We start from the raw sequence: 25240 nt of genomic DNA, 5'->3' as shown, positions 1-25240 counted from the left end.
ATTTGACTCCTTCCTTTAAGGTAAATAACTTCTTGGGTTTTGCTTTTCTCCACTGATTCGCACTTCAAAGTGCAGGTGGTTTCCGGTGCTTCTACCGGTAGACCCCACTTCAGCAATAATACTTCCGGCATCTACGGTCTGCCCTTCGCTTACTAGTATTTTGGAACAATGGGCATAAAGAGTGACAAAGCCACCGCCATGATCCACCATCACATGGTAGCCGTATCCGCTGGTGGTATAACGAACCACATAAACTGTACCGGGCAGTGCTGCACGAATAGATGTGCCCTTGGGCGCACCAAGGTCAATTCCGCTATGTCCTGAGCCCATGCCGGTGAATGGGTCTTTACGGTATCCAAACTCCGAGGTGACCATGCTGCGCCAATTCTCTCCAAGGGGTGAGCAGAAGCCATCTACTCCGATAAAGGGTGTGGATGACAGGGGCAAGCTGTTTGACCATTCGTCAAATTCATGGCCATAGGTTGGCGCCGGTCTGCCATAAAGCACACGGTAATAAATTTCTGTTGCATTGATTTGGCTTTCATGAGTGATGGCTATCCTCATAGACGACAAAATATTTTCATATACTACGGGCAGTTCCTTAATGGGAACCGCCACGGTATAGGTTTCTTCCTCTGTAGTTTCATTGCCGTCTGCATCGGTAGAAGTGACCGTTCTGCTTCGTTCCTCATAGGTGACAAATGAGTCTACAAATTGCCTGTGTTCAAGTCTTGAGGGGCTATCTGCGCCGAAAAACAGAGAATAAAAAATAGCCCTAACCCTTACCGAGTCGAGGCTTTCTCCATCTTCCGTGTCACTATTTACTGTGGCAATGGTGTCGTCTAAAAGAGTAAAACTGTTTCTCATATCTTCAATATATCCACGGTAATCCTCGGGAACATTGCCCGAAATAACACCGCCGTCAAAGCACAGGCCTACTGCTGTATTGTTGTGATCTGATGTACCTGATAACAGGCTGCAGACTAAAACAATTATTAAAATTACTGGCGATAGAATCAAACCGATTGTCCAGCCAATGGTTTTACGAACTCGTTCATCTGTTAGGGCTGTAGCAGCGGCTTTTGCTGCCATTGTTATCGTTGCTGGGTCTGCCATAAAATCACCACCATTTCAGGTTGCCGAATCCAAACAAATTCTGCTGCTCTGGCTCGGGTTCACTTTCCATAAGCTGTTCGGTATAGTCTATTGCCTGTTCCAAAATAGCAGGGTCAAACCCTGCACTTTTATATCCTTCGAGGATGGTATTGTAATAATAATCAGACGGATAGCCCAGACGGTGCCCCGGAGTCATAATGTAAACCATGGCAGGAATAGTTTTTTCGTCCAGTATAAGCTCCATGGTTTCTTTTTCATAAAACCTTGGAAACCCTTCGTAGATATCAAGTGCTTTTTCATCATCCGGCCTGATTTTCCAAAGTAAAACAGGGACAAAACTTCCCACACAAGGTTCAATGGTAGCTACCGCACCATGACCGCTGCCTCTAAAAACAAGGGCATAATCTTTGATTTCAGATGTTCCTACCACCTTGGCGGTAGGACACCTTTTTGCCATTTGAGGCAGATTAAGATTGCTGCCGTAGGCAATATATAGTTTGTTTTCCATAAGCACTCCCTCACATCGACATAGTAAAAGCGGGGGATTCCTCATCCTCCGCTTCCAAAACAATTTCTTCAGTTGGTTGTTGTTCTGCTTCTTCTGCCTGCACCCTTTCCGCTTCACGCTTTTCTCTCAGTCTTTCCTTTTGCCTTTCCGCTTGGGCAGGGTCTTTCCATGCAATGCAGCCCTCAAGATGATCCAGCAGATGTTTTCGGGCTGTTTTAAATTCATCACCTATCAAACCAAGACGCAAAAGCCATACACGAAAAGTATATTTTTCATTGGTTGATTCTGTTTTAATCGGACTTGTCGAACGCTGATTAAGAGCCTGTGCTGTGATTGCAAGGCAGAATTGAACATAGGCTTTAATTTTACCGGCATGCAAATCACCGTTAAAGGCACGGAATTCAACCGTGCCTTTTTGAAATACACTATGCAAATTAAGACAGCGATAGCGGCTGGAATGATAATGTTCCCGGCTGCCATCGCCTCCGTTATACCAAATACTTTTAAGTTTTTCTAAAGTAGCCGGTTTTTTACGATTAATCTGTTCTAAAAAGATTGGATCAATTTTCTGGCAGTAGCTGGTTTCTCTGCCCCTTGAAACTTTAAGTGCCTTATAGATCATGTCTTCTTTTGCAGCCATGATATTGACAAGATTGCGAAGCTTAGGGGCTTCAAAAGGAGCTGCATTGATGTGAATATGAATTCCGCAGGAGGAATTAACAAAAGCGCCTGCACCCCTTAGTTTTCGTATCATCTCCTGTACGTTTTCAATATCTTTGTACTGACAGATGGGGCTTACCAGCTCAACGCTATAGCTTCTGTCGGCACTCACTTTTCTGCGTCCTTCTTTTCTTTGGCAGTCAATGCTGGCATCACTCATAAGCTTCCACTTTCGCCCTTCGCTGTCACGGGCATAATAAACATCGTAATAGGTGCCTTCATATTCCTTAGTCGTGCCTAAATATTCAGCAATTACCTCTGCGGCACGGCTTCTTGTAATACCGGTCATCTCAATTTCAATTCCAAAATCCTGGCCTTGTATCTCCATTTAATCACCGCCCTTACCACATTCTGTGCTGGAGCGTATGGTCTTTTTCATGTGTAAGTCCTGCCGTTTCTGCAGCTGAGTTTATGAAACTGCAAAGCCTCTCCCTTCGCCAAGTATCAATTAAATGACGACCGCATTCTTCATTGAGAGCATTGATTTTTAAGACCGTATCTTTAACACATTCAGATATAGCGGCAGGATCACCTTCCGCCAATATGAGATCATCGATATATTCGTCTAAAATTTTCTCCATCAAAGACACATCTTCCGGTGTATAATGATAGCCCCCAGCATAAGGATTAGGATATTCTTTTCCGTCCATACAGTGCCGTAGGTTTTCTAAAATAGCAGGGCGTTCTTCATTCTCTGTCTTTTGATATTTCTCCATAAAAGCTAAAATATCCGCTTCCCGGTCTGGAGTGTAGTGGATAAAAGACAGCATATCTTCAAGAAGCCCTGTTTTAGTCTCCTTATGATTTTTTAATCTATCCATTATTTTTCTCCCTTCTATATTATCTTCCGCCTGCTTTACCAAACAGTTTTTCCTTGTATAAAGGGGCATGAACTGCAAGATTATACCGCTCTATGCCACATTTATATAAACACACACCTCGCTGGGGAAAGCGAATAAGGTTGTATTCTGATTCCTCAAGCTGGAGGGAATCCATATAAAACTGCTTATCAATATTGCCTGCATTAAAGAGAAAAGCATGAGTAGGAATTGAAAACAGCGGTTTTGCCAGCTCTCTTATTCCTTCAATGTTAAAGTCCTCAAGGTTTTGTGATGCTAAAATAACCGCTGACTCTTTCTTACGGACACGCTTCATAAAGTTACGGATATATTCAATTGCAGTGAGATTGGTAAGGAACAGATACAGCTCATCGATGCTGGCGACAGTGTTACCTTCAGTTAAGAGCTTATCGCTCATGAAGGACAGAACATTAAACAAGAGAGCATTTTTTACATTTCGGCTGGCTTGCAGCAAGCCTTTAACACCAAATACAATAAAGCGGTCAGAAGTCACATTGGTATGCCCATTAAAAAACTTGCTTTCCGCACCCATGCACATCGAGTGAAGCCCCAACAGGATTTCCTGCAGCAGCTCCGCCGTATAAAGCTGATATTTGCTCTTGTCATAGCCTTTATATTCATCCTCAATCAGTTCATACAAATTGGAGAGGATGGGATAATCTTCGGCAGTCAGCTTGGCAAAATTGGTGCGGTCACTGATGTTAAACTTCTCATAGAGCTTGCCTAACATAATTTCAATGGTGTCAATATGACGGTCATCAAAGTCTTTGTAGCAGCGGAAAAAGTCTTTAAGAAAAGATATATGCTGGCTGAGTTTTGTCCGCTGGCGAAATGCTTGTGGTGCATCTGCATCACCAAGACTGCCGCTTTCATCCCATGCCTTTGGCTCTAATGGGTTGATCATATACTGACCGGACATAAGGTCTATAAAGCACCCGCCGAGATTTTCAGCAAGCTCCACATATTCATGCTCGGGATCTAAACAGAGAACAGTTTTACCTGCTTCCAGCACATTGCAGAGAATTAATTTAAGGAGATAGCTTTTACCCTGGCCGCTGTTACCAAGAATAAGGATGTTGGCATTAGTCTTATCATCATCCCGTTTATCGAAGTCTACGATAATATTGCTTCCGAATTTATCCCGTCCAAGATAAAAACCGCCCGGATCAGTCTTGCCGGAATAATTAAAGGGATAAAGGTTTGCTACGCTGCTGGCAGGCAAGACCCGTTCATACTGACTCCCGAACACATTATGTCCGGCAGGACCCACGGCAATAAAGCCCTCCCTCTGGCGGAGTATAAGCCTATCCACATTGAGCTTGCTTCGCACAAGTTCCGTAAGAACATCGGTCTGCAATAGCTTTAGCGTATCAAGATCATGGGCAGTCAGCTCGATATATACGGCACAATGAAGAAGAGGTTCACGGTTTCTGTGCATGGCTGATACCAATGTCACCACATCCTGTAAATTGCTCTCGGCGGTGACAGTTTGCTGCAGGTTATTGGTGCTGCTTCTATCCATGCGATTTTTATTGGCAGCGTTATGGATGATTTTCTTTTCCTCTCCCGGAGTAACCTGCCTTGTGTAGATGCGTAGAGTTACACCGTCCTTTTCGCCTAAATGTCGCAGGATTGCCTGCTCATCTGTAGAGGTTGGATATTCACGCAGAACCCAGACACAGCGAAAAGTGTTCCCGCAAATAAAATGGTCAACATTAAATTTAATAATACCTGGGGCTATCATGTCGAGAAAATCCTTAATTTTAGCATCCTCTGCCGGTGTTACAGTTTTTTTCTTTCTGACTTTACTCACCAACAATCACCCACCTTTCTCCATCAAAATCCTCATATTTTTCTGTCGTGACATTCTGCTCATAATAAACACCTAAGAGACGCTTTATATCGGTTTCAGCTGCTTTTTTTGTAGTGAAACCTTGGTCTTTCAGAGATTTTTCTATACGGGAAAGGTAGGGTTGAACTTCTGATTCCTTATCGTCACGCAGGCGGATGATGATGAGAAACTCACGGGCTGTGGCCATCTGCACCTGCATGCGGTCAAGAGAAACAGCATCCTGCTGAAGGAGTTTTCGTATAACCGGGTTTTCTTCCTGTTCCATGCGGCTTCTAAGATGCGCTTTATTATCTTCAAAGTTCTCCCGGCTGTTAAGGCAAAGCATTTCAATTTCGGCGATGCCTTTTAGAACATTCATCAAAGCATATATTCTTGCGCCTACGCTGCTTTCGGAAAGCACACTGATGTTGGTGGGCTTAATCATAAAAAATACCAGTTCTCCATGACCGGTCACCAGTGCATGACTGCTGATATTTTTAATTCCCATAAGCTGCCTTGTAGATGCCTTTTCTTTAGCTTCATTTTTCTTTTTTCTGCTCATGCACTTTCCCTCCATTCATAAAGCTGTTGTCTGCCCATGAAAAATACAGCGGCGTATCGTATAAAATCGAGAATGCTGGTATCCTCAAAGCGGATAGATAAAAAGGCATAGACTGCTGTTGCTACGATGGGCAAAAGCCATCCAAGCTGAGATAGGGCAAACACAGATATAAGGCAGCCTACACCAATAATTCCTATATCTCTAAGCTCCCACAGCCACAAAGTGGCCTTGGATTTTAAGTTATCGGGGTAAATATACAAGATTCAATCCTCCTGTTCACTATAAATTCTTTGTAAAAAATAAGCGATACCACGGAGGACAAAGTCCACACAGGGTATCGCCACACTGTTTCCAAGTGCCTTGTACCTGGCACTGTCTGAGCCACCAGGGATATTCGTCCAGCCATCAGGAAAGCCCTGAAGCCGTTCGCATTCAAGAGGAGTAAGACGGCGAATGAGTTTTCTATTCTTTCCGCCGGCAGTTGCTATAAGGTTTTCGCTACCTCCGCCGTTATCGCCGCCCTGCGCACGCAAGGTGGTACAGCCCTCGGAATAGTTCCCGAACTGGGATTGACCATATATCCCAAACCCATCCACAATACACTTATCTTGGCTTACATACTGGTTGCCAATGCCTTTTTCATCACCACGACATAAAGCCCCGACCACTTTTTGATATGGCTCACATACTGAATGTCTGTCTGTAGATGTAAGGGTATAGGCAATATCTGCTTGGCATCCAAGTCCGTTCCCGCCATTTTTAGGCTGGCGACCAATTGTATTTCCTGCAATACAGATTGTTTCCTGCAGGATAGCTATACCGCCTTGGTTTTTACTGGGGTCAGGATTAGTAGTATCAATGGTTCGGGCTATCTCTGTTTCCCTGCACCCTGAATTGGGATTTGCTGATTTCATGCTATTGGATTCCTTGGAATCAAGGGAGAACACTACAGAATTACCGACTAAGGGAACATTGTTTCCGCCTGTCCCCATACGGGCAGCGAGTGTCGGAGCTACTCCAAGGGGACCGTTGTACCTGCCGTCCTTTGGATGATTTTCAAACAATACAGGCTGGTTATTGCCGCTCATCCCAGCACCGGCTGTGATTGGTTGGGTGACAAGCGGTGGATGACCGCCCATGCCCGCTCTTAAAGTCGGGGTTACTTCCTCGGTGATATCCATCCGGTCACCGCCATGGTCATTTAAGCATAAGAGCGGCTCCTGGGTGACAAAGGTCTGCATCTGCATATTACGGGTTGCCAGCAATGCACCGGATACACCATGTAAATCAATTACCTCATCACGCTGATTGACATGAAAGGCACTGATTTTTTCTACATCAGTCACAAAAGTCTGCTGTTTCATGCCCGGCTGTGCCTGCAATGCCCCTGCAATATCATTTAAATCTCGCACTTCATCACGTTGATTGGCAGCAAAAGCTATTGGTGTCTGTGTAATAATACCGTTTCTGCCGGTAGACATGCCGCAATTAACACCGAGGGTTGAGGATACCTCTCCGGTGAGATCACCGTTGTAACCATCAAAACCCACAGCCTCTTTTTCTTCTGTCCGAATATACCCATGCCCGCCGCCTTGACCGCCATAAAGGGCAGGCCATGTTCCTGTTTCCTCAAAAATACGGCGACTTTGAACATCCCATGGTGTCAGACAAGCTCCGCCTGAATCATCAGGGCTTCCTTCAGTTGCTGTGGCAGCTCCTTGCCCCGTGCCTCGGCTCTCCGCAAAATTCCCAAACAGGCGGTCTTGCTCAAATAATATTTTGGGTGCGGTGCATCCTCCAAAATCTGCGACAAGGAAGATACGACGGCGGCGCTGGGGGACTCCCCAGTATTGAGCGTCCAGCACTCGCCAAGCCAGGCTGAATTCATTTCCCAAAAGGGCAGCCCCAGCAGATTGCCAGCGTCCGGATTCAGGTCGAGGCACATCACAGGAATCGTACTTAATGCGGATGATCTCCTCGATAACCGCCCGGAAGTCCTCCCCCTCTGCTGAGCTGAAGGCTCCGGGTACATTTTCCCAAACGAGGTATCGAGGTCGAATAAGGTGAGTTGGCATACCTCTTTGCTCATCGGCTTCTCTCATCTCCTTTGCAATACGTGTCTGCTCCATGAATAATCCTGAGCGTTCACCTGCCAAACCACGGCGCTGGCCGGCAACAGACAGATCCTGACATGGTGAGCCGCCGCAGATAACATCAACAGGCGGCAGTGCCGCTCCATTTAGCTTTGTAATATCCCCCACATGGAGCATATCAGGGAATCTTATTTTTGTTACTTCGATGGGAAAGGCTTCTATTTCGCTTGCCCACACAGGCGTTATACCGTTATTAACCGCCGCAAGAGGGAAGCCTCCAATCCCATCAAAGAGGCTCCCCATGGTCATCATTAGACCATACCAATTGCCATTGCCGGTATGGGAGCCTCGGCCTGTTTATTACCTTTGACTTTTCCAATGACAAAGTTATTATCCTGTTCCATTACCCTGCGAATAGGAATGCCAAGCCTTTCAGCTTCTGTAATTTCTGCCATCATACCTTGGGAAATTCGATTACCATAGCACCATAATTCATCGCAGGCAGAGAGCATGGTTATTCCCATATCCAGCGCTAACTGCCGCTCCGCTGGTACAGATTCACAGAGCAGGTTGGGATATAACAAGTGCGGCGCAAAAAAGGCGTGCCCTTGTTCCATTACATGACGGCACGCTCGTTTGGCAAACTCTGTATTCTTTTGGACATCCCCGGTATAGGGGGATGCTACATATATAATTTTCATAGACCTTTTTCCTTTCTCTATTGTTATTTGGCAACTGCCTGCACGATGGTTCGGGTAGTACTGACTGCCGCTTGAGCCGTGTAGACGGCGCTCATCATATTTGCCTTAGTACTGGTGTCAAGACCAAAAGCACCTGCAATTCTCGGCACTTCTCCTGCTGCAAGCATGAGCCCAAGTCCAAGCAAAGCGTGATCTTTTAGCACCATTAACCCGGCTGTTAGAATCGTTGCCTGTAAAAAAGTTGTAAGGCATAAGCCGATAATCTGCTTGCACCACTGTATAAAGCCATCTATATACCCTCTTGGAACAGAGAACATATACAGGCTGCCCACTGCTATTTGAATGAGAAGAATACCGCCCCGCTTAAGGTTGGCAAGGAACACTTTTATTACAGAATAACCCATCATGATAATTATAAAGAGCAGCATGATTGGGCTTGTAATAACTGATAATCCCCCAAAGATACCGGAGCTTATGGCACTGCCTGGGTCTGGAGTGCTGCCAAGCCCTGTAATAATTTGGTTTGCTACTTCACCAAAGCTTTGGCCATAACCTGTGATGCCTGCAGTAAGGCTGCTTTGCAGGTTGACCGATAGCTTGAACAGCTCCACCGGTACGATGGTAAATAGGGATACTGCCATAAAACCTTTAATGGCATTTAATGCAGCATCCTTGATACTACCTCTGCCGTGTTGGTATTCAATGCCGGTTTCAAAGCAGGATACCACCAAGCCTGTTCCATACAGCGCCCAAGCCAGATAAGAAAAAAACAACACGATTGAGGCTACCCAGTTCATTTCAAACAATTCCACACCCATGTTTCCCATCTGTGAAAAGAAATCACCGAGAAATCCGATTACCTGACCATATATCCAGTCAATAAGCTGGCTCATTACATCGCCAAGGATAAAATCCCATATAAACAAAAGTGAATCACCTCCCTGTAAAAAGAATAAGGACATACCGTTTATCACGATATGCCCCTGATTTTTGCATAAAAAATGACGAGCAGTTAGCCGGTTATCGATCTTATCTGTTCGTCATCTTTTTCAAATATTTCGAGTATGAATTTTGCTCCCATATATAGTTTACATGGATTGCTTCATACTAAGGCCTGCATCTTCTGTTTCTTTCTGCTGATAGTTTCGCTCCATAAAAAGCTCGGCATAGCTGTCAATCTGCTCTGATAGCAGCTCAAAATCCCTTGGTGTTGGCTGGTATACATACCATTCCGTTACACCGTTATATGCCCACGCATACGGGATAATCCCATCACTGAAGTTGGGATTGTTTACTCTCTTCTTACCCCAAATATCCATGAATTTTAGTGTAGTGCTATCGATGGTTCCGTTGTTCTTATCCAGTGCGGTAAGACGAATGGCCGCATAATGATCTGCATATCCCAAGGTGACAAATTGCAGTTTCAGCCTGTTGTTTTCGCCCAAGGGAATGTATAGGGCATTGCCGATAAATTTTGCATCCTCATACCCTTCGGTGCATTTTCTTAAGTTTTGTTCAAAAAAGTTCATGTTTTAACCTCCACTGTTAATTTTTCATATTTCTAAAATCGTCGAAAGTATTCTTGCAAAATAATGTTTATATTCTTGCAGGATGTTATACTTAATCTAAGTTAGCAAAAATAGTCGAGAACTAATTTTCTGATTGCGATAAGATATAGACAGTACGAGGGGGTGAAGAGTTGATAGAACATATTGAGGCTGTCCAGCGAATGCAGGACTATATAGCGGAAAACTTGGCGGATACAATTACACTTGCCGATTTGTCAAAGGTATCGTTGTTTTCGCCATGGTACTCCTATCGGATTTTTGTACAGCAGATGAATACAACTCCGGCTGAATATATTCGTAGGTTACGCTTATCAAAATCGGCTCTGAGATTACGGGATGAAACAGTCAAAATTATTGATGTTGCATTAAACCTTGGGTTTGGCAGTACAGACGGTTACCAACGAGCATTTTTTCGTGAGTTTGGCTGCAATCCAAAAGATTATGCAAAAAACCCTGTTCCAATCCATCTCTTTATTCCTTACGGAGTAAAATATCGAACACCGCGAAAGGAGAAGATTATGAAAGAAATTAAAAACGTGTTTGTTCAAATTATTGCAAAGCCTGAACGCAAGGTACTTATCAAAAGAGGTGTAAAAGCTACCGATTATTTCGCTTATTGCGAAGAGGTTGGCTGTGATGTGTGGGGGTTGTTGCAAAGCATCAAGTCAATCAGTGGCGAGCCTGTTTGTCTATGGTTGCCAAAGAAATATATTGCTTCAGGCACCTCTGAGTATGTGCAGGGTGTAGAGGTGCCTATTACTTATGATGGTATCATCCCCGATGACTTTGATGTGATTGAACTCCCTGCTGCAAATTATTTGATGTTTAGGGGTGAGCCTTTTGCAGAAGAGGATTACTGTGCTGCAATTGAGGAAGTGCAAACAGCGATTTCCAAGTATGACCCTGCTATAATTGAGTCAGAATGGGATAAAGAAAACCCTCGCATACAGCTCGAACCCATCGGCACAAGGGGTTATATTGAGCTTTTACCAATTAAATAGTTGACTTGTACAGAGCGGGATTTTTGACCGCTCTGTACTTTATGCCTACATCCCCAAAATTGTCCAAATATAGAGCGGTGCCGTTAAGGTAAACACCAAGCAGGCAAACAATATTGCCGGGGCACTCCACTCGAATTGGCCATGCTTGCGATAATCAAAATATGCCATCCCAAGTTTAGCAAAGAAAAACACAGCTAAAATAAGATCGATTGCCGGGAATACCACATTGTTTACCACTGTTTTTATCTGCCCTGAAGCATCTCGCCATGTGCCCTCAATTGCTCCTGCCACGTCCCCGGTACCGGCTGCAAAAGCCGTTGTACAAAAAAGCATGGAGAGCACAAAGGCACAAGTCAGCATCAAGACTCTTTTTTTATTTTTCGTCATAGAGACCGCCTTTCTTTCTTTTCATATTATCAAGACAAAATTCCTGCGGATGAGAATTGTCGTTTCTCACTTGCAGGGATTTCTATTGTTCTCTTTCCTTCTTTTTATGGCTTTAACGGTGCGACATGCCAATCATCCCAAAGTGATCCACGGATGGTCAGGCTATCGGTCAGATTTGTTGAGAGCATCCCGACCGGAGTCCAGCTATCAAGAACCCAGGTATTTACCTCATAACTTCCATCCGGCATCCAAACAGGGCTGAAGTGTGTTCTGTTCTTATAAGTTGAGTAATTGTTTTTCTGAAATTCAAAGCGAGTAGTGCTGCCGCTTTGCATTCGCTCCAGCAGTCTCCAGTAAGTGCCGTAGTTAAACTCAGGAAAATAGCTTACAGCATTCTGCGGATTTGTTATAGCAGTAGATTGATTGCTGCTAACCGATGCAGATACTACCTGGTTAATTCCATAGCCCGATTTCATTATGCGGCCACTAGCTGTGGGATTTTTACTGTCGCAAAGGATGCTCATATTCGCAGAAAAAGAAGCATAATATCTGTTTAAATCAAATTCCCACCATCCGTGATCGCACCAATACCCATCCTCATCATCTCCGTGCCACACCCAATATGCCCTCCACCATGGACTCCAAACTGTCCAATCAGCTCTTATTTTTTCTACTCGCTGCGGTACATGGCTTTTTTGAAAGCTGTTATTTCTATCATCAGCAACAGGGTTAGGCGGGGGATTTTTATCCAAATCTATGATCTTGCAGTTTATGATGCTCTTATCGGTTCCGCCCGGACCTCTTACAGATACATGAATTACCATGTCCTGCTCAGTCGCCGGCGTTCTCCATTTTACCCAGGCAAGTTGACTGTCTCCACTTGGATAATAGACATTGCCTACGTTATAGGTTGTGCCGTTCATGGTGAAGCTTACTTGAGTTGGATTATCGGGATCAGACTGACCTCCGCTTACCCTTACTGATGTGATTACCTCGGTATTTACCCTATACTCATAATCATAGGCAGAGACCACAGGAGCTTCTGGTTCTTCCTGAAAACGAACAATACCAAGACCGAGGCTGGATTTAATGTCCGCATTTGATGCGGTAGTGGTTTTACTTCCGCTCCATGCCGGATAGCCAAGATCTGAAACCTCCAAAAACATAGAAAGAGGCAGGTTCTTATGAGATAGTGATGTCATCCTCTTTCTCAGCAGACCGCTTACCTGTTCATCATATAAGGCTGCTTCAGTAGCCGTGGTAGCAATCATAACACCCTCAAACTTGTAGAAGGCAAAGGGTTCGAGGAGTAGCTTGTAATCACCATTAATCAGCACATCATAATCCATACCTGTATGATTTGAAATTAATTTCACCGTATATTCCGAGCAAAAATACCTTTTTATGGCTTCAATATTGTTACTGCCGTTAGTGCTTACTATACGCGGCATTGTTTGAGAAGGATTTATATATTGAAAAGAACCTTGTTGTGGGGATAGACTTTTGCCACTGCTATAACTTAACTTACTAACCTTGCCAAAATGAACTATAGTTGAAGGGGGAATTTTGTTGGTGAGATCAATAGGAGTAGTTACTATCGCATGATCACTGGCTCTTACCACTGTCACCCTTACACCATCGTTTCCCGGTGTCCATGAGTTGGTGCTTGTGCCATCGCCCATACCGCCTCCGCCGCCGTCAATATTCCCATCACCAACTGCAAAAGCCAGCAAGGAAGAACAGCATATAAGGGCAAGGCACAGGCAAATTATCATTAATATTTTCTTCATTCAGACTCCTTTCTGCAATAAAAAATGCACCGCCTGTGCAGTGCATTTTTTATGCTATATTTATTTACTCACCCATAATTCCTACTTGCTTGTTAATATCTCCATCGCTTTCACCTGCGATTCCTTGATTCTCGCCGCTGTTTTTTATCCATCCAAACCCCGGAAGGTAGGTTTCGCCTTTGCTATTAACATCCCCGCCTTGAGGCTGATTATCACTTTTAGGTGATGTGCTTGGGTTTTCTACCTTAGTATGCTCAACCGGTTTATCCTGTTCGGTGACCTTTTCGCCGTTTGGCTTTTGGTCTGGATTTATAAGCTGTTCATCGGTATACTCAGGTTTTATAGGATCGGCTTGAATAGTCTGCTCAGTGCCTTTATCTACTCCGTTAGCATTATTGGTTTCCTTTTCGATTTCAATAGGCGGCACTTTAATATCATCTTCTTTTTCTGTTATATCAGGACTTTCTACTGCTACTTTTTGTGTGTCGCTATTTTGGTCAGGCAGATCCAAGTCATTTATAGGCGGCGCTTTAAACTGGTTCATGATCACAACCAAAAGTACCATACTTAGCACCAGCCCGCCTGAAATAATCAGCCATTTCTTCACTTTGTTATTTATATTTTTCATAAAGGCATTCTCCTTGTCTATAGTTTAATCTATTTTGTTAAGCCACACCCTACCACATGATAGTTCAAAAGTCTATCAATATTATAAAAAGCTTTTGAATACTCCATTAACATAGATTCTGTACTTAAAACCTTGGGGTATAACCGGCGCTGGTTTTCAATTTGATTTGCATAGGCGGCAGTAGCTTTCCCCCAAAGGATACCGGCACTTCCAGCATAATGGTGCTGTCAGCTTGAAACCGTGCCAAGCTTTGATCCCCTGTCGCAAAGGGTGCATTTTTAATATTTACAGAGAGTCCCCATATACGAAATTCCAATTTATCTTCCGAGGTACGCTTTTCATGATATCCGCTGCTTTGTCTGAGCCCAAGGATATTATCCAGTCTATTATATATATCGCCATAATCAAGACTTTCTTCAAAGTCAGATGCAATTGGCTGATAAGCTCCCGAATATCCTTCACGGACACCATGATATACATCATCGTAATTATCATTAACTGTCGAAATAACAGCGGCCTGCACGGCATCCCGAACACCTTGTGCTACAATCATCAGACGGAAATATTCCGAAATACCACTGAAAATCAAAACCAGAGATAAGGTGATGGCTATGATAAGGGGAAAGGATGCTGCTCTTTTATCTTTTATAATCCTTTTGATTTTTTCCATGTCACCACCTACTTCCAATAGACTTCTGATTTTCCTGCCGCATCTGAACGCAGGGTAATGGGAAAGGAGCCAAAGCCTGAAAACAACCCGATATTTGCCTGATAGGTAACTGTTACCCTTATTTCCTCATTTAACTGTATCTTACCTGTCTTTGACCATGTAACGGTAGGATAAAGCCCGGTTTTTTCAGATAGCATCTGCTCACGGCGGGTGGTTTCAGTACCTACACGGCCTGCTATTTCTGCTTCTCGAATCAGCTCTATTGCGAAGGTATCTGTCTGCTGTTTTTGGATATAGACAGGAAAGACCCTCACTGCAAGGGCTATAATTAGCATGGCACAGATTACTAGAATGCAGATATCAATGTACCCTTCGGCTCGTCTGTTTTTTAGAATGTATTTAGTTCTTCTAAGCATAACACCGCCCTCCTAAAACATCCCGCCAAGGGAATGGATAATTTCATAGATAATAATTGCCATATATGTCATCAGAAAGCACATGAGCATAACGAAGGAAAATACACGGATTTTAGGCGGTATCTTCATAGCCTGTGCTTTTAACCTTTGCAGTTCCAGCTGTTTCATATCATGGGAGAGCATTTGAAAATACATGGCACTGTCATCCCCTCGCAGCACTCCAATAAGACCGCGGGTAATGTCTGATAGCATGGGAGAATTAAACCTTGCTTCAAAGCGTGTGAGAGCGGCTTCATAAGAAGACGAACGCATATCGGCAGTTAAAATATCAAGCTCAGCGGCAAAGTCCTCTCCTGCATTTTTCTTGAAGCTTTCCAGCATAGACAGTACATCCCGGCTGGCTTTTAGTTCCTGGGTGATGGTCGCCACAAACCTTGGAAGTTCCTGCTCAATCTTGTTTCTTTTTACAGACAGTGCCTCATCTGCCTTGCGAATCTCCTTAAAATAGATAAGAACGGCAAGAAACAATACGATAGGAGCTATAAGGGGCAGCACCACAAGGCAGGGAATAACCGCCAAGGCAACAGCTGCAGATTTAACAATAGCCATTACTGTAAAGAGTTCCGGTGTTTCCGAAAAACCTGCAGCTGACAGCACATTAGCCATGCGGCTTTTTTTATACTCATCCATTGGGATATATTTTGACAGCTTTACCGCTGCTGAATGCAGCAAAGTATCAATGGTTTTAGGCTTGGATTTTGCTTGTTTTCCTGCCAACATCATTGCCTTTTCCGTAGCAAGGGTAGGCAGTTTTAGCAGGTCGGCAGCAATAAAAAAGAGTCCTAATCCAAGGAGAACTCCGAATAAAAGTATATAGATTGTCATCGGCTACCTCCTGTATTCAATAGGCTGAGTCAGTTTAATTACAAAGGCCATAGAAATAAAAATCACTGCGGCACAGATAGTCAAAATGATTTGTCCCAGGGGAGTGTGCATCAAGGTATGATACCAGTCTTTGTTCAGGAAATATAAGAGGGGAATGTTTCCCACTACCAAAAGCTGCATGATGATAAATTCCTTTCGAGGTTCAAACACCATATTCTCCAGCTCACCGTTTACTACACGCATATCGCTGAGCTTAGTCACAATGGGTGTTAGAGTTGTTTTCAGACTCCTATCATGCTGGCAGGCAATGATTGCATCGCACCATTCCTGAAACACGGCGTTATCTATTTGTTCCTTTAGATCGAGTAGAACGGCTGTCACATCAGGATTTATTAGCTTAACACTTGATACAAATCCGCGAAAAACATTTAGTACCGGCTGATTAAGATAAGGAATATTTTCCTCCACCGCCGTTAGGATATCCTCATTTCTAAGATAGGCAGTAGTAATAATACTAAGGGCTGTTTCAAGCTCTGCTGCAATATCCTTTTTGAAATGGCCAGCCGTAAGCTTTACCCACCAAAGGGGCAAAAACATACATCCTACAGCCATAACAGGGACTAAAAAGATATTCCCCATCATGATAGCGATAGATGCACCAATGCAAAAGAACAGCAAGGCAGCCCCGCAAATCATAGGAAACTTTGCCGTTCTCCCGGTTACTTTGAGAATGCTCTGTACTTCAGCAATCTCCCGGCGAAGATAGGATTTCTTTTTACGGCGGGTACTTTCATTGATCTCATCACGGAGGGATCTGGGCTTATCAGTAAGTTTTGCAAATACCGAGTCTGTGAACTCCATAGGTGATAGGTTTAACAAAATAAAAAAACCTGCAATCATTCCGATACAGGCAACAAGCAAAATGGTTATCATGCAGTTTTTACCCCCTCCCTTAAAGCAATGATGATTGGCTGGGGCATACCATTTTCCAGAAGCCTTTTAGCTAGACTCTCTGAAATAGTATTCACCTGTTTATGGTGTCCTTCAATGATGAAATTACCTTCCTCCATACGGTTTTCCTCTATAACATACTGAAACAGCGGACGAAAATGCCTTGTTCCGTCAGGCAGAATTTCACATTCCTGTATTTCCATCATTCGGCGCTGCTTATTTTCCAGCTGCTTGCAAAATACTACGATTGGATATGCTTCTGTCACATAATCCATAAGAGTGGCATCGCTCATATCTACGGCACGCTTACATAGGGATACCATACGGCGATAGGTTGCCTCACAGGAGTTGGAGTGGATGGTGGTAAGCACAGCTACACCTGTCCTTGCTGCTTCTTGAGCGGCATTAGCTTCAGCCCCGCGCATCTCACCGACTACCACAATATCAGGGTTAAAACGAAGAGCCATATCTAAAAGAGCAATTTGATCCACACGCTGGCGCTCATTATCGGAATCACGGGTAAGGGTATGAATGACTGAATTTGTCACTTTACCATCCTTTTCCCTCACCAAGGCAAGCTCACGGGAGCCATTTTCAATGGTGTAGATACGTTTGTTGTCCGGAATGGTTGTAAGTATCCACCCGGCAACAGTGGTTTTGCCACTGGAGGTAGCCCCTGCCACACACACGGAAATACCATAGCGGACACATAGGGATAAAAAGTCCAGCATGGGTTCAGTAGCGGTGCCGCTATTTACAAAATCCATCTTTTGCATTGACTGAGGATTTACTATACGGATAGATGCTGCTACACCGACATCCTCATCCACAATAGGACTTTTTAATACTGCGATACGAATATTTTTAGATAGATGCCCCAGTACAATAGGGCTTGCGTTGTCCAACACCATACCGCTGATATGAAGCATGCGGCGAATCACATTGACTGCATGTTCAGGACTGTCAAAGCGTTCTGTAAGTTTTACGGTGCGGCCATCGCTGTATTGCACTTCGATATCTCTCCAGCTGTTGATGTCGATTTCTTCAATGCCTGTACCGAAGATATATTTAGTTAAAAAACCAAACTCAGCCATTTCAGTATAGAGTGCATCAGCAAGGGCATCTCCGCTTATACCGTTTACTGATATACGGTTATCCTGCAGATATTTGGTTATATATCGTTTCATCTGTACCTTGGCATCGGAGCGATTACCTGTAATGAGAGTGCTATAATTTTCCGAAATATATTCCTGTACATCACTTAATACCGTAGAAAAATCCTTGCCCTCGCTTTCCGGTGCAAAGAATAGTGCATGAGCTCGGGATATGCCTTTTAAATCAATGAGATCATTTTCAGATTGTCTTTGTTCTTCTCTGGTAGCAATAAGATTTTTATTTTTAGCAGACATCAAAACACCTCCTTGACGATTTTTTCAATTTCTTTTCTAAACTGGCGGCTATCCTTAAGGGATAAATCTGCAAGCAGACTCCCTGCAAGATATTGCTGTTCCAATTCCTGTGAATAATTAAGGGTAAAAGCAGAAGACCCCAGTGCATGCACTGTCTGATCCTGTGCCTGCTGCGGCTTCACGTTAGAAGAAACCTTATATTGCTTATCTGCATCCCATTTGCTGTCACGAAGAAGGGTCAGCTGGCTTGATAGATAGCTAATGGATTTTAAATCTGCATTGGTAAGACGCAGGACACTATCAGCTTCCATCAGCGCTAATGCTGAAAGGATGTCATTAGCGATATAACTGCTGCAATCCACCACAATAAAAGGAGCGACTCTTCTAAGTTCACAAAGAAGTTCTTTTGCCTGCACCTCTGAATAAGGCGGGTAGGTATATTCATTTTCGCCTTTTTTCATGGCTAAAATTGTGAGATAGCTGTTCTTTTTTAGTGTCACAAGATTGTGCTTTATTAAAGGCTCTGTCACATGGGTAGCGGCAAGGACACTGCCAAGAGAATGCTCGCTTTCAATCTCAGAGGGCGGACAGATACAAGGCAGCATCGGAGCAGTCATATCGCATAGCAGTAGCACCACATTTTTCTTTTTATCTGCAAGATATTTTGCAATTTTTACGGCAGTCACGGTTTTGCCGCTGCCCGGACTGCCCCAAACTGCAAGGATGCCCCCTTGCAATACTTCTTCAGCAGCCGGTTCCTCACTCCGTACAGAGCGGGAAAAGATGCCTTTCTTTTTAAAGTTCATTTATTCAGTCACCTCATTCTTAACAGGCTGTTCAGGCTTTGATTCCAAATCTGCCGATTTCTGTTCCTCTGTATCATTCTTTTTTTCCGTGGGATACAAGGCCTCGTTAATTTCATCCTGTACTTCAATAAACTTGGCAGTGTTTGCTGGTGTACCACGGTACACAAGAGAGAGGTGAAGTTTTCCGTCTGCCTCAAGTTCTGCCAGTACCTTGCTTTGTTCAGAAGATACAAGCAAGGTTACCGTAGAAGGTAGCTCCCTTTCATCATCATTAGACTTTATTTCTCCTGTATTGGCATCATAGCCGCTGGGAGCAGTTACGCTGATAATTTCTACATATTTAAGTTCCGCAGGGATAACAGTTGATCCCTGCTTTTTGTAATCAGGAGCAATAATAGACACTATATCTCCGCTTTGCAGTTTACCTGACAGGCCGTTTGCAAAGTTTTTAATGGTAACAGACATGGCCTGCTTACTCCCATCTAAATTATAAAGATAAGCATTTTCAGCAGCCGGTATATCGGACAGCTTGGTATTTAGAATATAATCACCGATAGAAAGATCCGCTTTTGCGTATTTCCCTATCACGGTATCTTTTTGCCTGATAACATTCTCGGGTAGGCCAAATCCGCCGACTTCGGCAATCTGCACCATATCCTTGGTTATCTCATCACCGGCTTTAATCTCCTTTGTCACCCTAACAATTTCAGTTTTATGACTGACTGTTTTATTAAACAGCGGTGTCACACCGAAACAGATGAGCAAAGACAGTAAAATACAGATTACGCCCAGCACGGTGCGGTTTTTCAGTAAATTCATGAACAGTTCCTCCTTGATATTTAATTATGGATATTAAATAAATCCACCAAATTTTAAAATGTATGCCGGCAGGAAGCCTACGACTAATATAGGCAGCAAGGGCATTTCCATATGGACATTCCATAGTTTCTTTTTACGGTGAAGATGATTCGATGCTATTTTCCATATGCATATTCCTATGGGTAGCGGTAAAGCCAAGGCAAATGCCCAGATGGAAGCATCTATGCCCAAAACTGAGCAGGCAGCGGCAATGAATTTAACATCGCCTCCGCCCATATGCTTTTCATCAATCCATGCAACAATAAAAAATGGGATGGAAAGCAGTGCCCCTAAAAAGTTGACGGGGCTGAAGTTAATCAGCCCCGTCAAAAATATTAGGATACAGATGCTGTCGGGAATCATTCTTTTCTTTAAATCCCATCCAGCAGCTGCTATAAGGAGGCTACAAAAAAGCACCCCCTGAAGGATGCCGTTAGCCTGCATAGTTAAACATTTCTTTGATTCGCTGAACCAAGGTCGGAAGCACAGTACCCTCCAGCAAGGCATAAAGTCCTGCAAGGAGCAGAGCCCCAAGCACAACGGCAATCAGAATCTTAACTGCTGTGTCAATATAGCCTTCCGCACGATTACTGACAAGCACTGCTTGGCTTCTCATTTTAAAAATCTGCAATTTTGCAGGCAAGGACTGGATGCCGGTGTTCATATAGTTTGCGGTATGGGCGATCCTTTTTTTCATATTGATAATGAATTCTTTCATCATGATAATCTCCTTTATATTTCAATTTTTGTGGACGGTTTTGCTTACTCAAAATGATAAGTTACCGAATAGGTGATATTGCTCTTGTTATACATGCAGTTGTGATTCGTATAATAGTAAAACTCCAGCTGAGTATATACACCTGCACCAAGGGTACGGCTGAATGTAATGCCGTTTGAAGTAGTGCCGTAGTCCAGTTGATCCCACTGTCCTGTAAGCTTATTTAAGCCCCTCACTCTTCCGAAGTCAGAGCCGCTGTGACCGGAAACCGGCGGAACTGTGAATGTGTATTCGGTTATAGTAGCACCTTCAAGTCCATTTTCTAATATGACTGAATCAGGACCGGTAAGTGTCATGCCTCCGCCGCCGTTGGAATCGGCTACAAAGAACACAATGGCTGCCCATGGCGACTCAACCCCTGCTGTATCAACCGCTTTTACTCGTACCAGATTTCTTCCCAGGGGATAAACTTGTGTTTTGGCATTTCTGTTTTCCCAGACAAGAGTTACTGCATCGCCATCCGGGTCTGAGCTTGCAGCTGTGATGGTGACAGGGATTCCCGGTGCTACACTATTGCCGTTTGGTGTTCTTGTGATAACCGGGGTTAGGGGTGCAGAGTTTGCAATGGTGAATGTCTTAGATACCCATTCCGAATATAGTTTTGTGCTGTCTTTGGCACGGACACGGATTGTATGGGTGCCCACAGCGTAGTAATCATCTGCGGTTTTGTTTTCCCATTCCAAGGTGGTTGAATCGCCGTCAGCATCGCTTGCCTTGGCAGTGATATCTACGAAAAACTTACCGTCTTTAGCGGTTCTGGTAGGGGTTGCCGTCAGTGTTACCGTAGGGGCTGAACTTGTGATGGTAAAGCTTTTTTCTGCCCAAGGAGAATACGCTCCTGCAATGTCCTTTGCCCTGACACGAATTGTGTGGGTACCTGGGATATAGTAGCCATCGGCTGATACTCCATCGTATTCCAAGATCACCGCATCCCCATCAGGATCAGTGGTATCAGCTTTGATATCCACAAAGAATTTTCCGTCCTGTACAGTTCGGGAAGGAGTTGCCGTCACCGTTGGTGCATCGGGAGGGATGTTTGTAACGGTAATACTTTCGGAATGACTGATGGTTCGTCCGGCACTGTCGGTAATAGTTGCGGTCAGCATAAAATCGCCTACATCGTGGATAGAAATACTGCCGCCGTTGTTATCGAGTGTACCTTGGAATATGCTATCTTCACTATCCTTTTGCAGCTTCCAGACTGCGGTATAACCGTCAATATGCTGGGCATCTTTAACGGCTACAGTGAAATTTGTTCCATAATGGATTGTTTCAGGGATTGTAAATGTGTACTTCATCACCGGCAATATATTTACCCTTTGGCTGTTAGAAAAGCTGCGGCCGAGATAATCGGTCATGGTAGCAGTAAGGACATATTCTCCATGAGACTTAAAGTTGATTTTGCCGCCTTGGGCATTAAGATTGCCGCTGAATGTTTCACTTAATGAAATGCTCTTACCGTCTTTTTCTACTGTCCATTCCACCGGAAGCACATTGTTGTTTCCGAAGGTGCGCAGATCAATGACCGTATCGGTATAGGCAAGCCCCGGAAGTTCAAATCCGATTGTCAGTACGGGTAAGACTTCACACTTGCCGCCCGGTTCAAATAAGAATACCCTGCCTGTTTCATCGGTGAGCCTTGCCACTAACTCATAGATACCGGCTCGTTTGAACCTGATAGTACCGCCGTTATTAGCAAGACAGCCGTCTATAAAGGTGTTCCAATCCTGAAAACCATAGGTGTTATCCACCAGCCATTCAATGGCAAGACCATCCAGATTAGCGGAATTGGTATTGACTACAATATCAGTATCGGTGTGTGCGTACCTTGGCAGACTAAAGCTTACAGTTGGCACAGGATATACATTGAAGCTTTGTTCATAGCTATAACTTCTGCCACCTTCATCGGTAAACTCTGCCTTTAAAAAGTAGCTGCCCTTTTCCTTAAATTGCAGACTACCTCCCGTATTACTGAGTGCACCTATGGCCGCATCAGATAGAGCAATTTCTTTTCCGTCACGAGTTAATGACCAAGCGGCGATATCACTGCCAATTTCATTAAAGACTGCCTCCACCGTAACGCTTTTATCCGTATGGAAGATTTCGGGCAAATAAAACCCGGCTGAGCCAACAGGATATACCGTGATCGTGGCCGTATCGGCAAACACCCTGCCCGTTATATCGGTGACAGAGGCTGTCAGGGTATACACGCCTTTTTCCTTGAAGCGAACACTGCCTTTAGTGAGATTCCCTTCTATAAATGTACTGATATTGGCAGGTTCACCGTTTCGACTCAGAGTGAAGGCTATGGTTAAGCCGTCTGCTTCCTTGGTTTCTGTCTGCATAGCAATGGTTTTGTCTGTATGGGAAACAGCAGGCAATTCAAGCTTTACTTCTGAAACAGGGTAGACATTGATGGTATCGGAGGCATTAACTGTTTTGCCAAGTCCGTCAGTGATAGCAGCGTTCAATACATAATTACCTTTTTCTTTGAACATCACTGTGCCGCCTTGGGAGTTTAGCTCCCCTAAGATACCTTCCGTGATATCTATAGCTGTGCCGTCTTTTTCCAGTAACCAAACCACTTCATTAATTCCAAGGTTTTCAGTTGAAAGCTCTACGGCAACAGCTGTATCGGTGTGTGCTGTCTCAGGCAATTTGAAACCTGCTGAAACCACCGGATAAATTTCAATAGCCTGCTCATGACTTGCCGTAACACCACGACTGTTTTTAACAGTTGCGGTAAGGGTGAAATTACCGGCTTGTAAAAACTGCACTTTTCCGCCATCTGCCGTCAGCTCACCTTTGATAACATCTGTTAGCTCCATAGGGACACCATCTCTTTGAACTGTCCACAAGATGCTACTGACATAGCGGCTGTTTGGCTTTATTTCAATTTCATCGGTTGTGTAGGCAGTTTCCGGCAAAAGGAAGGAAAACTGAGGTGTCGGTACATAGGAAGAGCCGCCGCTGCCTGAAGATTTTTCCTCTGGTTCTGTAACAGACGGTTTTTCCGGTTCTTCATTTTTAATCTGTTCCTTAGCCTTTTCTGTATCCACCAGCATCTCAAAGGCTTCACCACGAGTTGCGTTCTTAACGGGGCGAACTGTGCCGTCCGGATATCCATCTATAATGTGGTAATGCTTGCCGGTACAGATGTATGCCTTTTGTTCCTCGTTAAGCTGGCTCTCATCTAAGAATCCAAGCATACAGGGACAGGAGGGATCATGATTTTCCTTGCCCATAGCCCTCACCAGCATACGGATCATTTCCATTCGGGTGATAGGTTCATCAGGCAAAAACTTATTGCTAAAATCACCTTTTTGAATAATGCCTGCAATGACAAGAGCCTCTACATCCGATTCGGACCAATGCCCTGGAATGTCAGTAAAGTGGATTGTGATATCCTTGTCTGTGGACTTTGGCAGTTCCATTGTCCTTGCTATCAAAGTTGCAAACTCTGCCCTTGTAATAATATTGTCGGGGTGTACCAAACCATCGGGATAGCCTGCAATTACACCTTTTTCCGCAAGGATATTTATAGCTTCCTCTGCCCAATGCCCTTTGGCATCTTCAAAGTACCGATGGGCTGCATAGGCACTTCCTGCAAATAGCGAAAGCACTACACATAGTATCAGCAAAAAGCTGGTAGGTCTTTTTATCTTTGTACTCATTGACATCCCCCTTACATTCCGGCCATCTGCTGGCTTTGTTCTTGTTTTGGAGCTTCTTGCACCTGTTCCTTGGACTGCTTTTGTGCCATCGTCTGCTCATAGGCAGAAAGCACTGCTTTATCAAAGGCTTGCTTTGCCTCCTTCGTGCAGGGAAAGCAGATGTCTTTGTATTCTCCGTTTTGCCCTTTATATTGGGGCATGGATACAAACAGGCCTTTTGTACCCTCTAAAATGCGGACTTTAGATACGGCAAAAAATCCGTTGATATTGACCGATGCATTGGCTTTCAGTGTACCGTCTGTTTTCACAGGATAAATGCGCACATTAAACTGCATCGGGTTTTCTTGCGGCAGCTCCTGCTTAGTGGCTGCTTGTGCTGCTGTTTTTGGCATAACTTATTCCTCCTAAAATGATTGTGACATGGACTCTGCCATGCCCTTGATTTGACCATCTTCTTCAAAAGCAATCTGCTTAAATCCGAAACGGTCGCAGTAATGATATTCACTGCCTTCCTCGTCATATAGTTCCACCACATCGGACATAGACAGCGAATGCCCCCTATATCCGGGAGGATGATTTATATTGCAGCGGGTGTAAATAGCTTCAAGGTCGTTTGTTTCAAGCTGTCCATCGTACACGATGCCGTAATGCTCCGGAGAAGGGTCTCCAAATTGGCTTATCATTTCATCCAAGCCGATAAATTTCATATACACATCCGTATCAGGCTTAAGCTGCCAGATACGAACATTTTTCAGAGATACAGCGGCCTCTATACTGCCTGCAATCTGTTCCCCGACAAGAAGCCGTTCCATGACACCATCTGTCCACTGTGGAACTAATCCTTTCTTTTGCAGCCAACTTTCCAGTTCTTCATTTTGAAAGATAGAGTCCATAATGGCATTTTCTTTATTGACGTATCCGGCAGGATTGCCATAATAAAAAACGACACCGCCTTTCTCTTTTATACCTTGCATTTTCATCACCTGCCTTTAATATAAACTTGCTTCCGGAAAGCTAAAGCCTTAGTT

General features: G+C 44.0%; 27 protein-coding genes. 1 reads left to right on the top strand and 26 read right to left on the bottom strand.

Annotated elements, in window-relative coordinates; all coding sequences use genetic code 11:
• Nucleotides 1–15 precede the first annotated feature (15 nt).
• The 11 genes from ACS3UD_RS01055 to ACS3UD_RS01005 form a co-directional block, all read right to left on the bottom strand.
• Nucleotides 16–1116 carry a M23 family metallopeptidase gene (locus ACS3UD_RS01055; protein ID WP_308138181.1) on the bottom strand — a complete coding sequence of 367 codons (1101 nt, stop codon included), beginning with the start codon at nt 1114–1116 and terminating at the stop codon, nt 16–18.
• 4 nt (nt 1117–1120) lie between these two features.
• Nucleotides 1121–1624 carry a gamma-glutamylcyclotransferase family protein gene (locus ACS3UD_RS01050; protein WP_308138182.1) on the bottom strand — a complete coding sequence of 168 codons (504 nt, stop codon included), beginning with the start codon at nt 1622–1624 and terminating at the stop codon, nt 1121–1123.
• A 10-nt stretch (nt 1625–1634) separates the two neighbouring features.
• Entirely contained in the window at nt 1635–2672 is a 1038-nt protein-coding gene (locus ACS3UD_RS01045) for an amidoligase family protein (RefSeq protein ID WP_308138183.1), read from the bottom strand.
• A gap of 13 nt (nt 2673–2685) precedes the next feature.
• Entirely contained in the window at nt 2686–3207 is a 522-nt protein-coding gene (locus ACS3UD_RS01040; protein ID WP_308138184.1) for a hypothetical protein, read from the bottom strand.
• Nucleotides 3185–5017: a VirB4 family type IV secretion system protein gene (locus ACS3UD_RS01035; RefSeq protein WP_374049920.1), complete on the bottom strand. Its 1833-nt coding sequence runs from the start codon at nt 5015–5017 to the stop codon at nt 3185–3187. Before ACS3UD_RS01035 ends, ACS3UD_RS01040 begins: the two co-directional genes overlap by 23 nt.
• Nucleotides 5010–5597: a hypothetical protein gene (locus ACS3UD_RS01030; RefSeq protein ID WP_308138185.1), complete on the bottom strand. Its 588-nt coding sequence runs from the start codon at nt 5595–5597 to the stop codon at nt 5010–5012. The genes ACS3UD_RS01035 and ACS3UD_RS01030 overlap by 8 nt, the downstream gene beginning before the upstream one ends.
• A complete protein-coding gene (locus tag ACS3UD_RS01025; protein ID WP_308138186.1) occupies nt 5594–5857 on the bottom strand; it encodes a hypothetical protein in 264 nt (87 codons plus the stop codon). Before ACS3UD_RS01025 ends, ACS3UD_RS01030 begins: the two co-directional genes overlap by 4 nt.
• Nucleotides 5858–5860: 3 nt before the next feature.
• Nucleotides 5861–8002 carry a DNA (cytosine-5-)-methyltransferase gene (dcm, locus tag ACS3UD_RS01020; RefSeq protein WP_308138187.1) on the bottom strand — a complete coding sequence of 714 codons (2142 nt, stop codon included), beginning with the start codon at nt 8000–8002 and terminating at the stop codon, nt 5861–5863.
• Nucleotides 8002–8391 carry a DUF7768 domain-containing protein gene (locus ACS3UD_RS01015; protein ID WP_308138188.1) on the bottom strand — a complete coding sequence of 130 codons (390 nt, stop codon included), beginning with the start codon at nt 8389–8391 and terminating at the stop codon, nt 8002–8004. Before ACS3UD_RS01015 ends, dcm begins: the two co-directional genes overlap by 1 nt.
• Before the next feature lie 23 nt (nt 8392–8414).
• On the bottom strand, nt 8415–9317 hold the full coding sequence (locus tag ACS3UD_RS01010; RefSeq protein WP_308138189.1) for a conjugal transfer protein TrbL family protein: 903 nt from the start codon (nt 9315–9317) through the stop codon (nt 8415–8417).
• 162 nt (nt 9318–9479) lie between these two features.
• Nucleotides 9480–9920, bottom strand: coding sequence for a hypothetical protein (locus ACS3UD_RS01005; protein ID WP_308138190.1), 441 nt, complete (start codon nt 9918–9920; stop codon nt 9480–9482).
• Nucleotides 9921–10120: 200 nt separating this feature from the next.
• On the opposite strand from ACS3UD_RS01005, the gene ACS3UD_RS01000 reads away from it, so the two are divergent.
• Nucleotides 10121–10960, top strand: a complete 840-nt coding sequence (locus tag ACS3UD_RS01000; protein WP_374049921.1) for a helix-turn-helix transcriptional regulator — start codon at nt 10121–10123, stop codon at nt 10958–10960.
• Between the two features lie 45 nt (nt 10961–11005).
• On the opposite strand, the gene ACS3UD_RS00995 is transcribed toward ACS3UD_RS01000, so the two are convergent.
• The 15 genes from ACS3UD_RS00995 to ACS3UD_RS00925 all read right to left on the bottom strand — a co-directional run bounded on the left by ACS3UD_RS00995 (nt 11006) and on the right by ACS3UD_RS00925 (nt 25186).
• The gene (locus tag ACS3UD_RS00995; protein WP_308138192.1) at nt 11006–11347 is read right to left on the bottom strand and encodes a DUF3852 domain-containing protein; all 342 of its coding nucleotides are present in this window, start codon (nt 11345–11347) and stop codon (nt 11006–11008) included.
• A 104-nt stretch (nt 11348–11451) separates the two neighbouring features.
• Entirely contained in the window at nt 11452–13137 is a 1686-nt protein-coding gene (locus ACS3UD_RS00990; RefSeq protein ID WP_308138193.1) for a hypothetical protein, read from the bottom strand.
• A 64-nt stretch (nt 13138–13201) separates the two neighbouring features.
• On the bottom strand, nt 13202–13765 hold the full coding sequence (locus ACS3UD_RS00985) for a DUF6550 family protein (protein WP_308138194.1): 564 nt from the start codon (nt 13763–13765) through the stop codon (nt 13202–13204).
• Nucleotides 13766–13889: 124 nt separating this feature from the next.
• A complete protein-coding gene (locus ACS3UD_RS00980) occupies nt 13890–14435 on the bottom strand; it encodes a hypothetical protein (protein ID WP_308138195.1) in 546 nt (181 codons plus the stop codon).
• Between the two features lie 8 nt (nt 14436–14443).
• Nucleotides 14444–14851 carry a DUF4320 family protein gene (locus tag ACS3UD_RS00975; RefSeq protein ID WP_308138196.1) on the bottom strand — a complete coding sequence of 136 codons (408 nt, stop codon included), beginning with the start codon at nt 14849–14851 and terminating at the stop codon, nt 14444–14446.
• Nucleotides 14852–14863: 12 nt separating this feature from the next.
• Nucleotides 14864–15736 carry a secretion protein F gene (locus ACS3UD_RS00970; RefSeq protein ID WP_308138197.1) on the bottom strand — a complete coding sequence of 291 codons (873 nt, stop codon included), beginning with the start codon at nt 15734–15736 and terminating at the stop codon, nt 14864–14866.
• A gap of 3 nt (nt 15737–15739) precedes the next feature.
• Nucleotides 15740–16669: a type II secretion system F family protein gene (locus ACS3UD_RS00965; protein WP_308138198.1), complete on the bottom strand. Its 930-nt coding sequence runs from the start codon at nt 16667–16669 to the stop codon at nt 15740–15742.
• The gene (locus ACS3UD_RS00960) at nt 16666–18096 is read right to left on the bottom strand and encodes a type II/IV secretion system ATPase subunit (RefSeq protein WP_308138199.1); all 1431 of its coding nucleotides are present in this window, start codon (nt 18094–18096) and stop codon (nt 16666–16668) included. Before ACS3UD_RS00960 ends, ACS3UD_RS00965 begins: the two co-directional genes overlap by 4 nt.
• On the bottom strand, nt 18096–18902 hold the full coding sequence (locus ACS3UD_RS00955; RefSeq protein WP_308138200.1) for a ParA family protein: 807 nt from the start codon (nt 18900–18902) through the stop codon (nt 18096–18098). Before ACS3UD_RS00955 ends, ACS3UD_RS00960 begins: the two co-directional genes overlap by 1 nt.
• Nucleotides 18903–19721: a Flp pilus assembly protein CpaB gene (gene cpaB / locus ACS3UD_RS00950; RefSeq protein ID WP_308138201.1), complete on the bottom strand. Its 819-nt coding sequence runs from the start codon at nt 19719–19721 to the stop codon at nt 18903–18905. It abuts the gene before it with no gap.
• 33 nt (nt 19722–19754) lie between these two features.
• Nucleotides 19755–20204 carry a prepilin peptidase gene (locus tag ACS3UD_RS00945; protein WP_308138202.1) on the bottom strand — a complete coding sequence of 150 codons (450 nt, stop codon included), beginning with the start codon at nt 20202–20204 and terminating at the stop codon, nt 19755–19757.
• Entirely contained in the window at nt 20194–20481 is a 288-nt protein-coding gene (locus ACS3UD_RS00940) for a DUF6133 family protein (protein ID WP_374049886.1), read from the bottom strand. Before ACS3UD_RS00940 ends, ACS3UD_RS00945 begins: the two co-directional genes overlap by 11 nt.
• A 41-nt stretch (nt 20482–20522) precedes the next feature.
• A complete protein-coding gene (locus ACS3UD_RS00935; RefSeq protein WP_308138203.1) occupies nt 20523–24212 on the bottom strand; it encodes an S-layer homology domain-containing protein in 3690 nt (1229 codons plus the stop codon).
• An 11-nt stretch (nt 24213–24223) separates the two neighbouring features.
• Entirely contained in the window at nt 24224–24604 is a 381-nt protein-coding gene (locus ACS3UD_RS00930; protein ID WP_308138204.1) for a SpoVG family protein, read from the bottom strand.
• 12 nt (nt 24605–24616) lie between these two features.
• Nucleotides 24617–25186, bottom strand: coding sequence for a YodL domain-containing protein (locus tag ACS3UD_RS00925; RefSeq protein ID WP_291954779.1), 570 nt, complete (start codon nt 25184–25186; stop codon nt 24617–24619).
• Between the last annotated feature and the right edge of the window lie 54 nt (nt 25187–25240).

The organism is Sedimentibacter sp. LTW-03, assembly GCF_052059825.1.
GTDB lineage: Bacteria > Bacillota > Clostridia > Tissierellales > Sedimentibacteraceae > Sedimentibacter.
Note: the sequence above shows the minus strand (reverse complement) of the source record. Positions and strands in the feature narration are given on the sequence as shown.

Coding starts and splice junctions, on each gene's coding strand:
- cpaB (WP_308138201.1), bottom strand. CDS start 19,721: ATGAATTTACTGAAAAACCGCACCGTGCTGGGCGTAATCTGTATTTTA.
- ACS3UD_RS00995 (WP_308138192.1), bottom strand. CDS start 11,347: ATGACGAAAAATAAAAAAAGAGTCTTGATGCTGACTTGTGCCTTTGTG.
- ACS3UD_RS00955 (WP_308138200.1), bottom strand. CDS start 18,902: ATGAACTTTAAAAAGAAAGGCATCTTTTCCCGCTCTGTACGGAGTGAG.
- ACS3UD_RS00965 (WP_308138198.1), bottom strand. CDS start 16,669: ATGATAACCATTTTGCTTGTTGCCTGTATCGGAATGATTGCAGGTTTT.
- ACS3UD_RS00960 (WP_308138199.1), bottom strand. CDS start 18,096: ATGTCTGCTAAAAATAAAAATCTTATTGCTACCAGAGAAGAACAAAGA.
- ACS3UD_RS00970 (WP_308138197.1), bottom strand. CDS start 15,736: ATGACAATCTATATACTTTTATTCGGAGTTCTCCTTGGATTAGGACTC.
- ACS3UD_RS01045 (WP_308138183.1), bottom strand. CDS start 2,672: ATGGAGATACAAGGCCAGGATTTTGGAATTGAAATTGAGATGACCGGT.
- ACS3UD_RS00935 (WP_308138203.1), bottom strand. CDS start 24,212: ATGAGTACAAAGATAAAAAGACCTACCAGCTTTTTGCTGATACTATGT.
- ACS3UD_RS01015 (WP_308138188.1), bottom strand. CDS start 8,391: ATGAAAATTATATATGTAGCATCCCCCTATACCGGGGATGTCCAAAAG.
- ACS3UD_RS00975 (WP_308138196.1), bottom strand. CDS start 14,851: ATGCTTAGAAGAACTAAATACATTCTAAAAAACAGACGAGCCGAAGGG.
- ACS3UD_RS01050 (WP_308138182.1), bottom strand. CDS start 1,624: ATGGAAAACAAACTATATATTGCCTACGGCAGCAATCTTAATCTGCCT.
- ACS3UD_RS00990 (WP_308138193.1), bottom strand. CDS start 13,137: ATGAAGAAAATATTAATGATAATTTGCCTGTGCCTTGCCCTTATATGC.
- ACS3UD_RS01030 (WP_308138185.1), bottom strand. CDS start 5,597: ATGAGCAGAAAAAAGAAAAATGAAGCTAAAGAAAAGGCATCTACAAGG.
- ACS3UD_RS00925 (WP_291954779.1), bottom strand. CDS start 25,186: ATGCAAGGTATAAAAGAGAAAGGCGGTGTCGTTTTTTATTATGGCAAT.
- ACS3UD_RS00980 (WP_308138195.1), bottom strand. CDS start 14,435: ATGGAAAAAATCAAAAGGATTATAAAAGATAAAAGAGCAGCATCCTTT.
- dcm (WP_308138187.1), bottom strand. CDS start 8,002: ATGATGACCATGGGGAGCCTCTTTGATGGGATTGGAGGCTTCCCTCTT.
- ACS3UD_RS00985 (WP_308138194.1), bottom strand. CDS start 13,765: ATGAAAAATATAAATAACAAAGTGAAGAAATGGCTGATTATTTCAGGC.
- ACS3UD_RS01000 (WP_374049921.1), top strand. CDS start 10,121: ATGCAGGACTATATAGCGGAAAACTTGGCGGATACAATTACACTTGCC.
- ACS3UD_RS00930 (WP_308138204.1), bottom strand. CDS start 24,604: ATGCCAAAAACAGCAGCACAAGCAGCCACTAAGCAGGAGCTGCCGCAA.
- ACS3UD_RS00945 (WP_308138202.1), bottom strand. CDS start 20,204: ATGCAGGCTAACGGCATCCTTCAGGGGGTGCTTTTTTGTAGCCTCCTT.
- ACS3UD_RS00940 (WP_374049886.1), bottom strand. CDS start 20,481: ATGATGAAAGAATTCATTATCAATATGAAAAAAAGGATCGCCCATACC.
- ACS3UD_RS01005 (WP_308138190.1), bottom strand. CDS start 9,920: ATGAACTTTTTTGAACAAAACTTAAGAAAATGCACCGAAGGGTATGAG.
- ACS3UD_RS01055 (WP_308138181.1), bottom strand. CDS start 1,116: ATGGCAGACCCAGCAACGATAACAATGGCAGCAAAAGCCGCTGCTACA.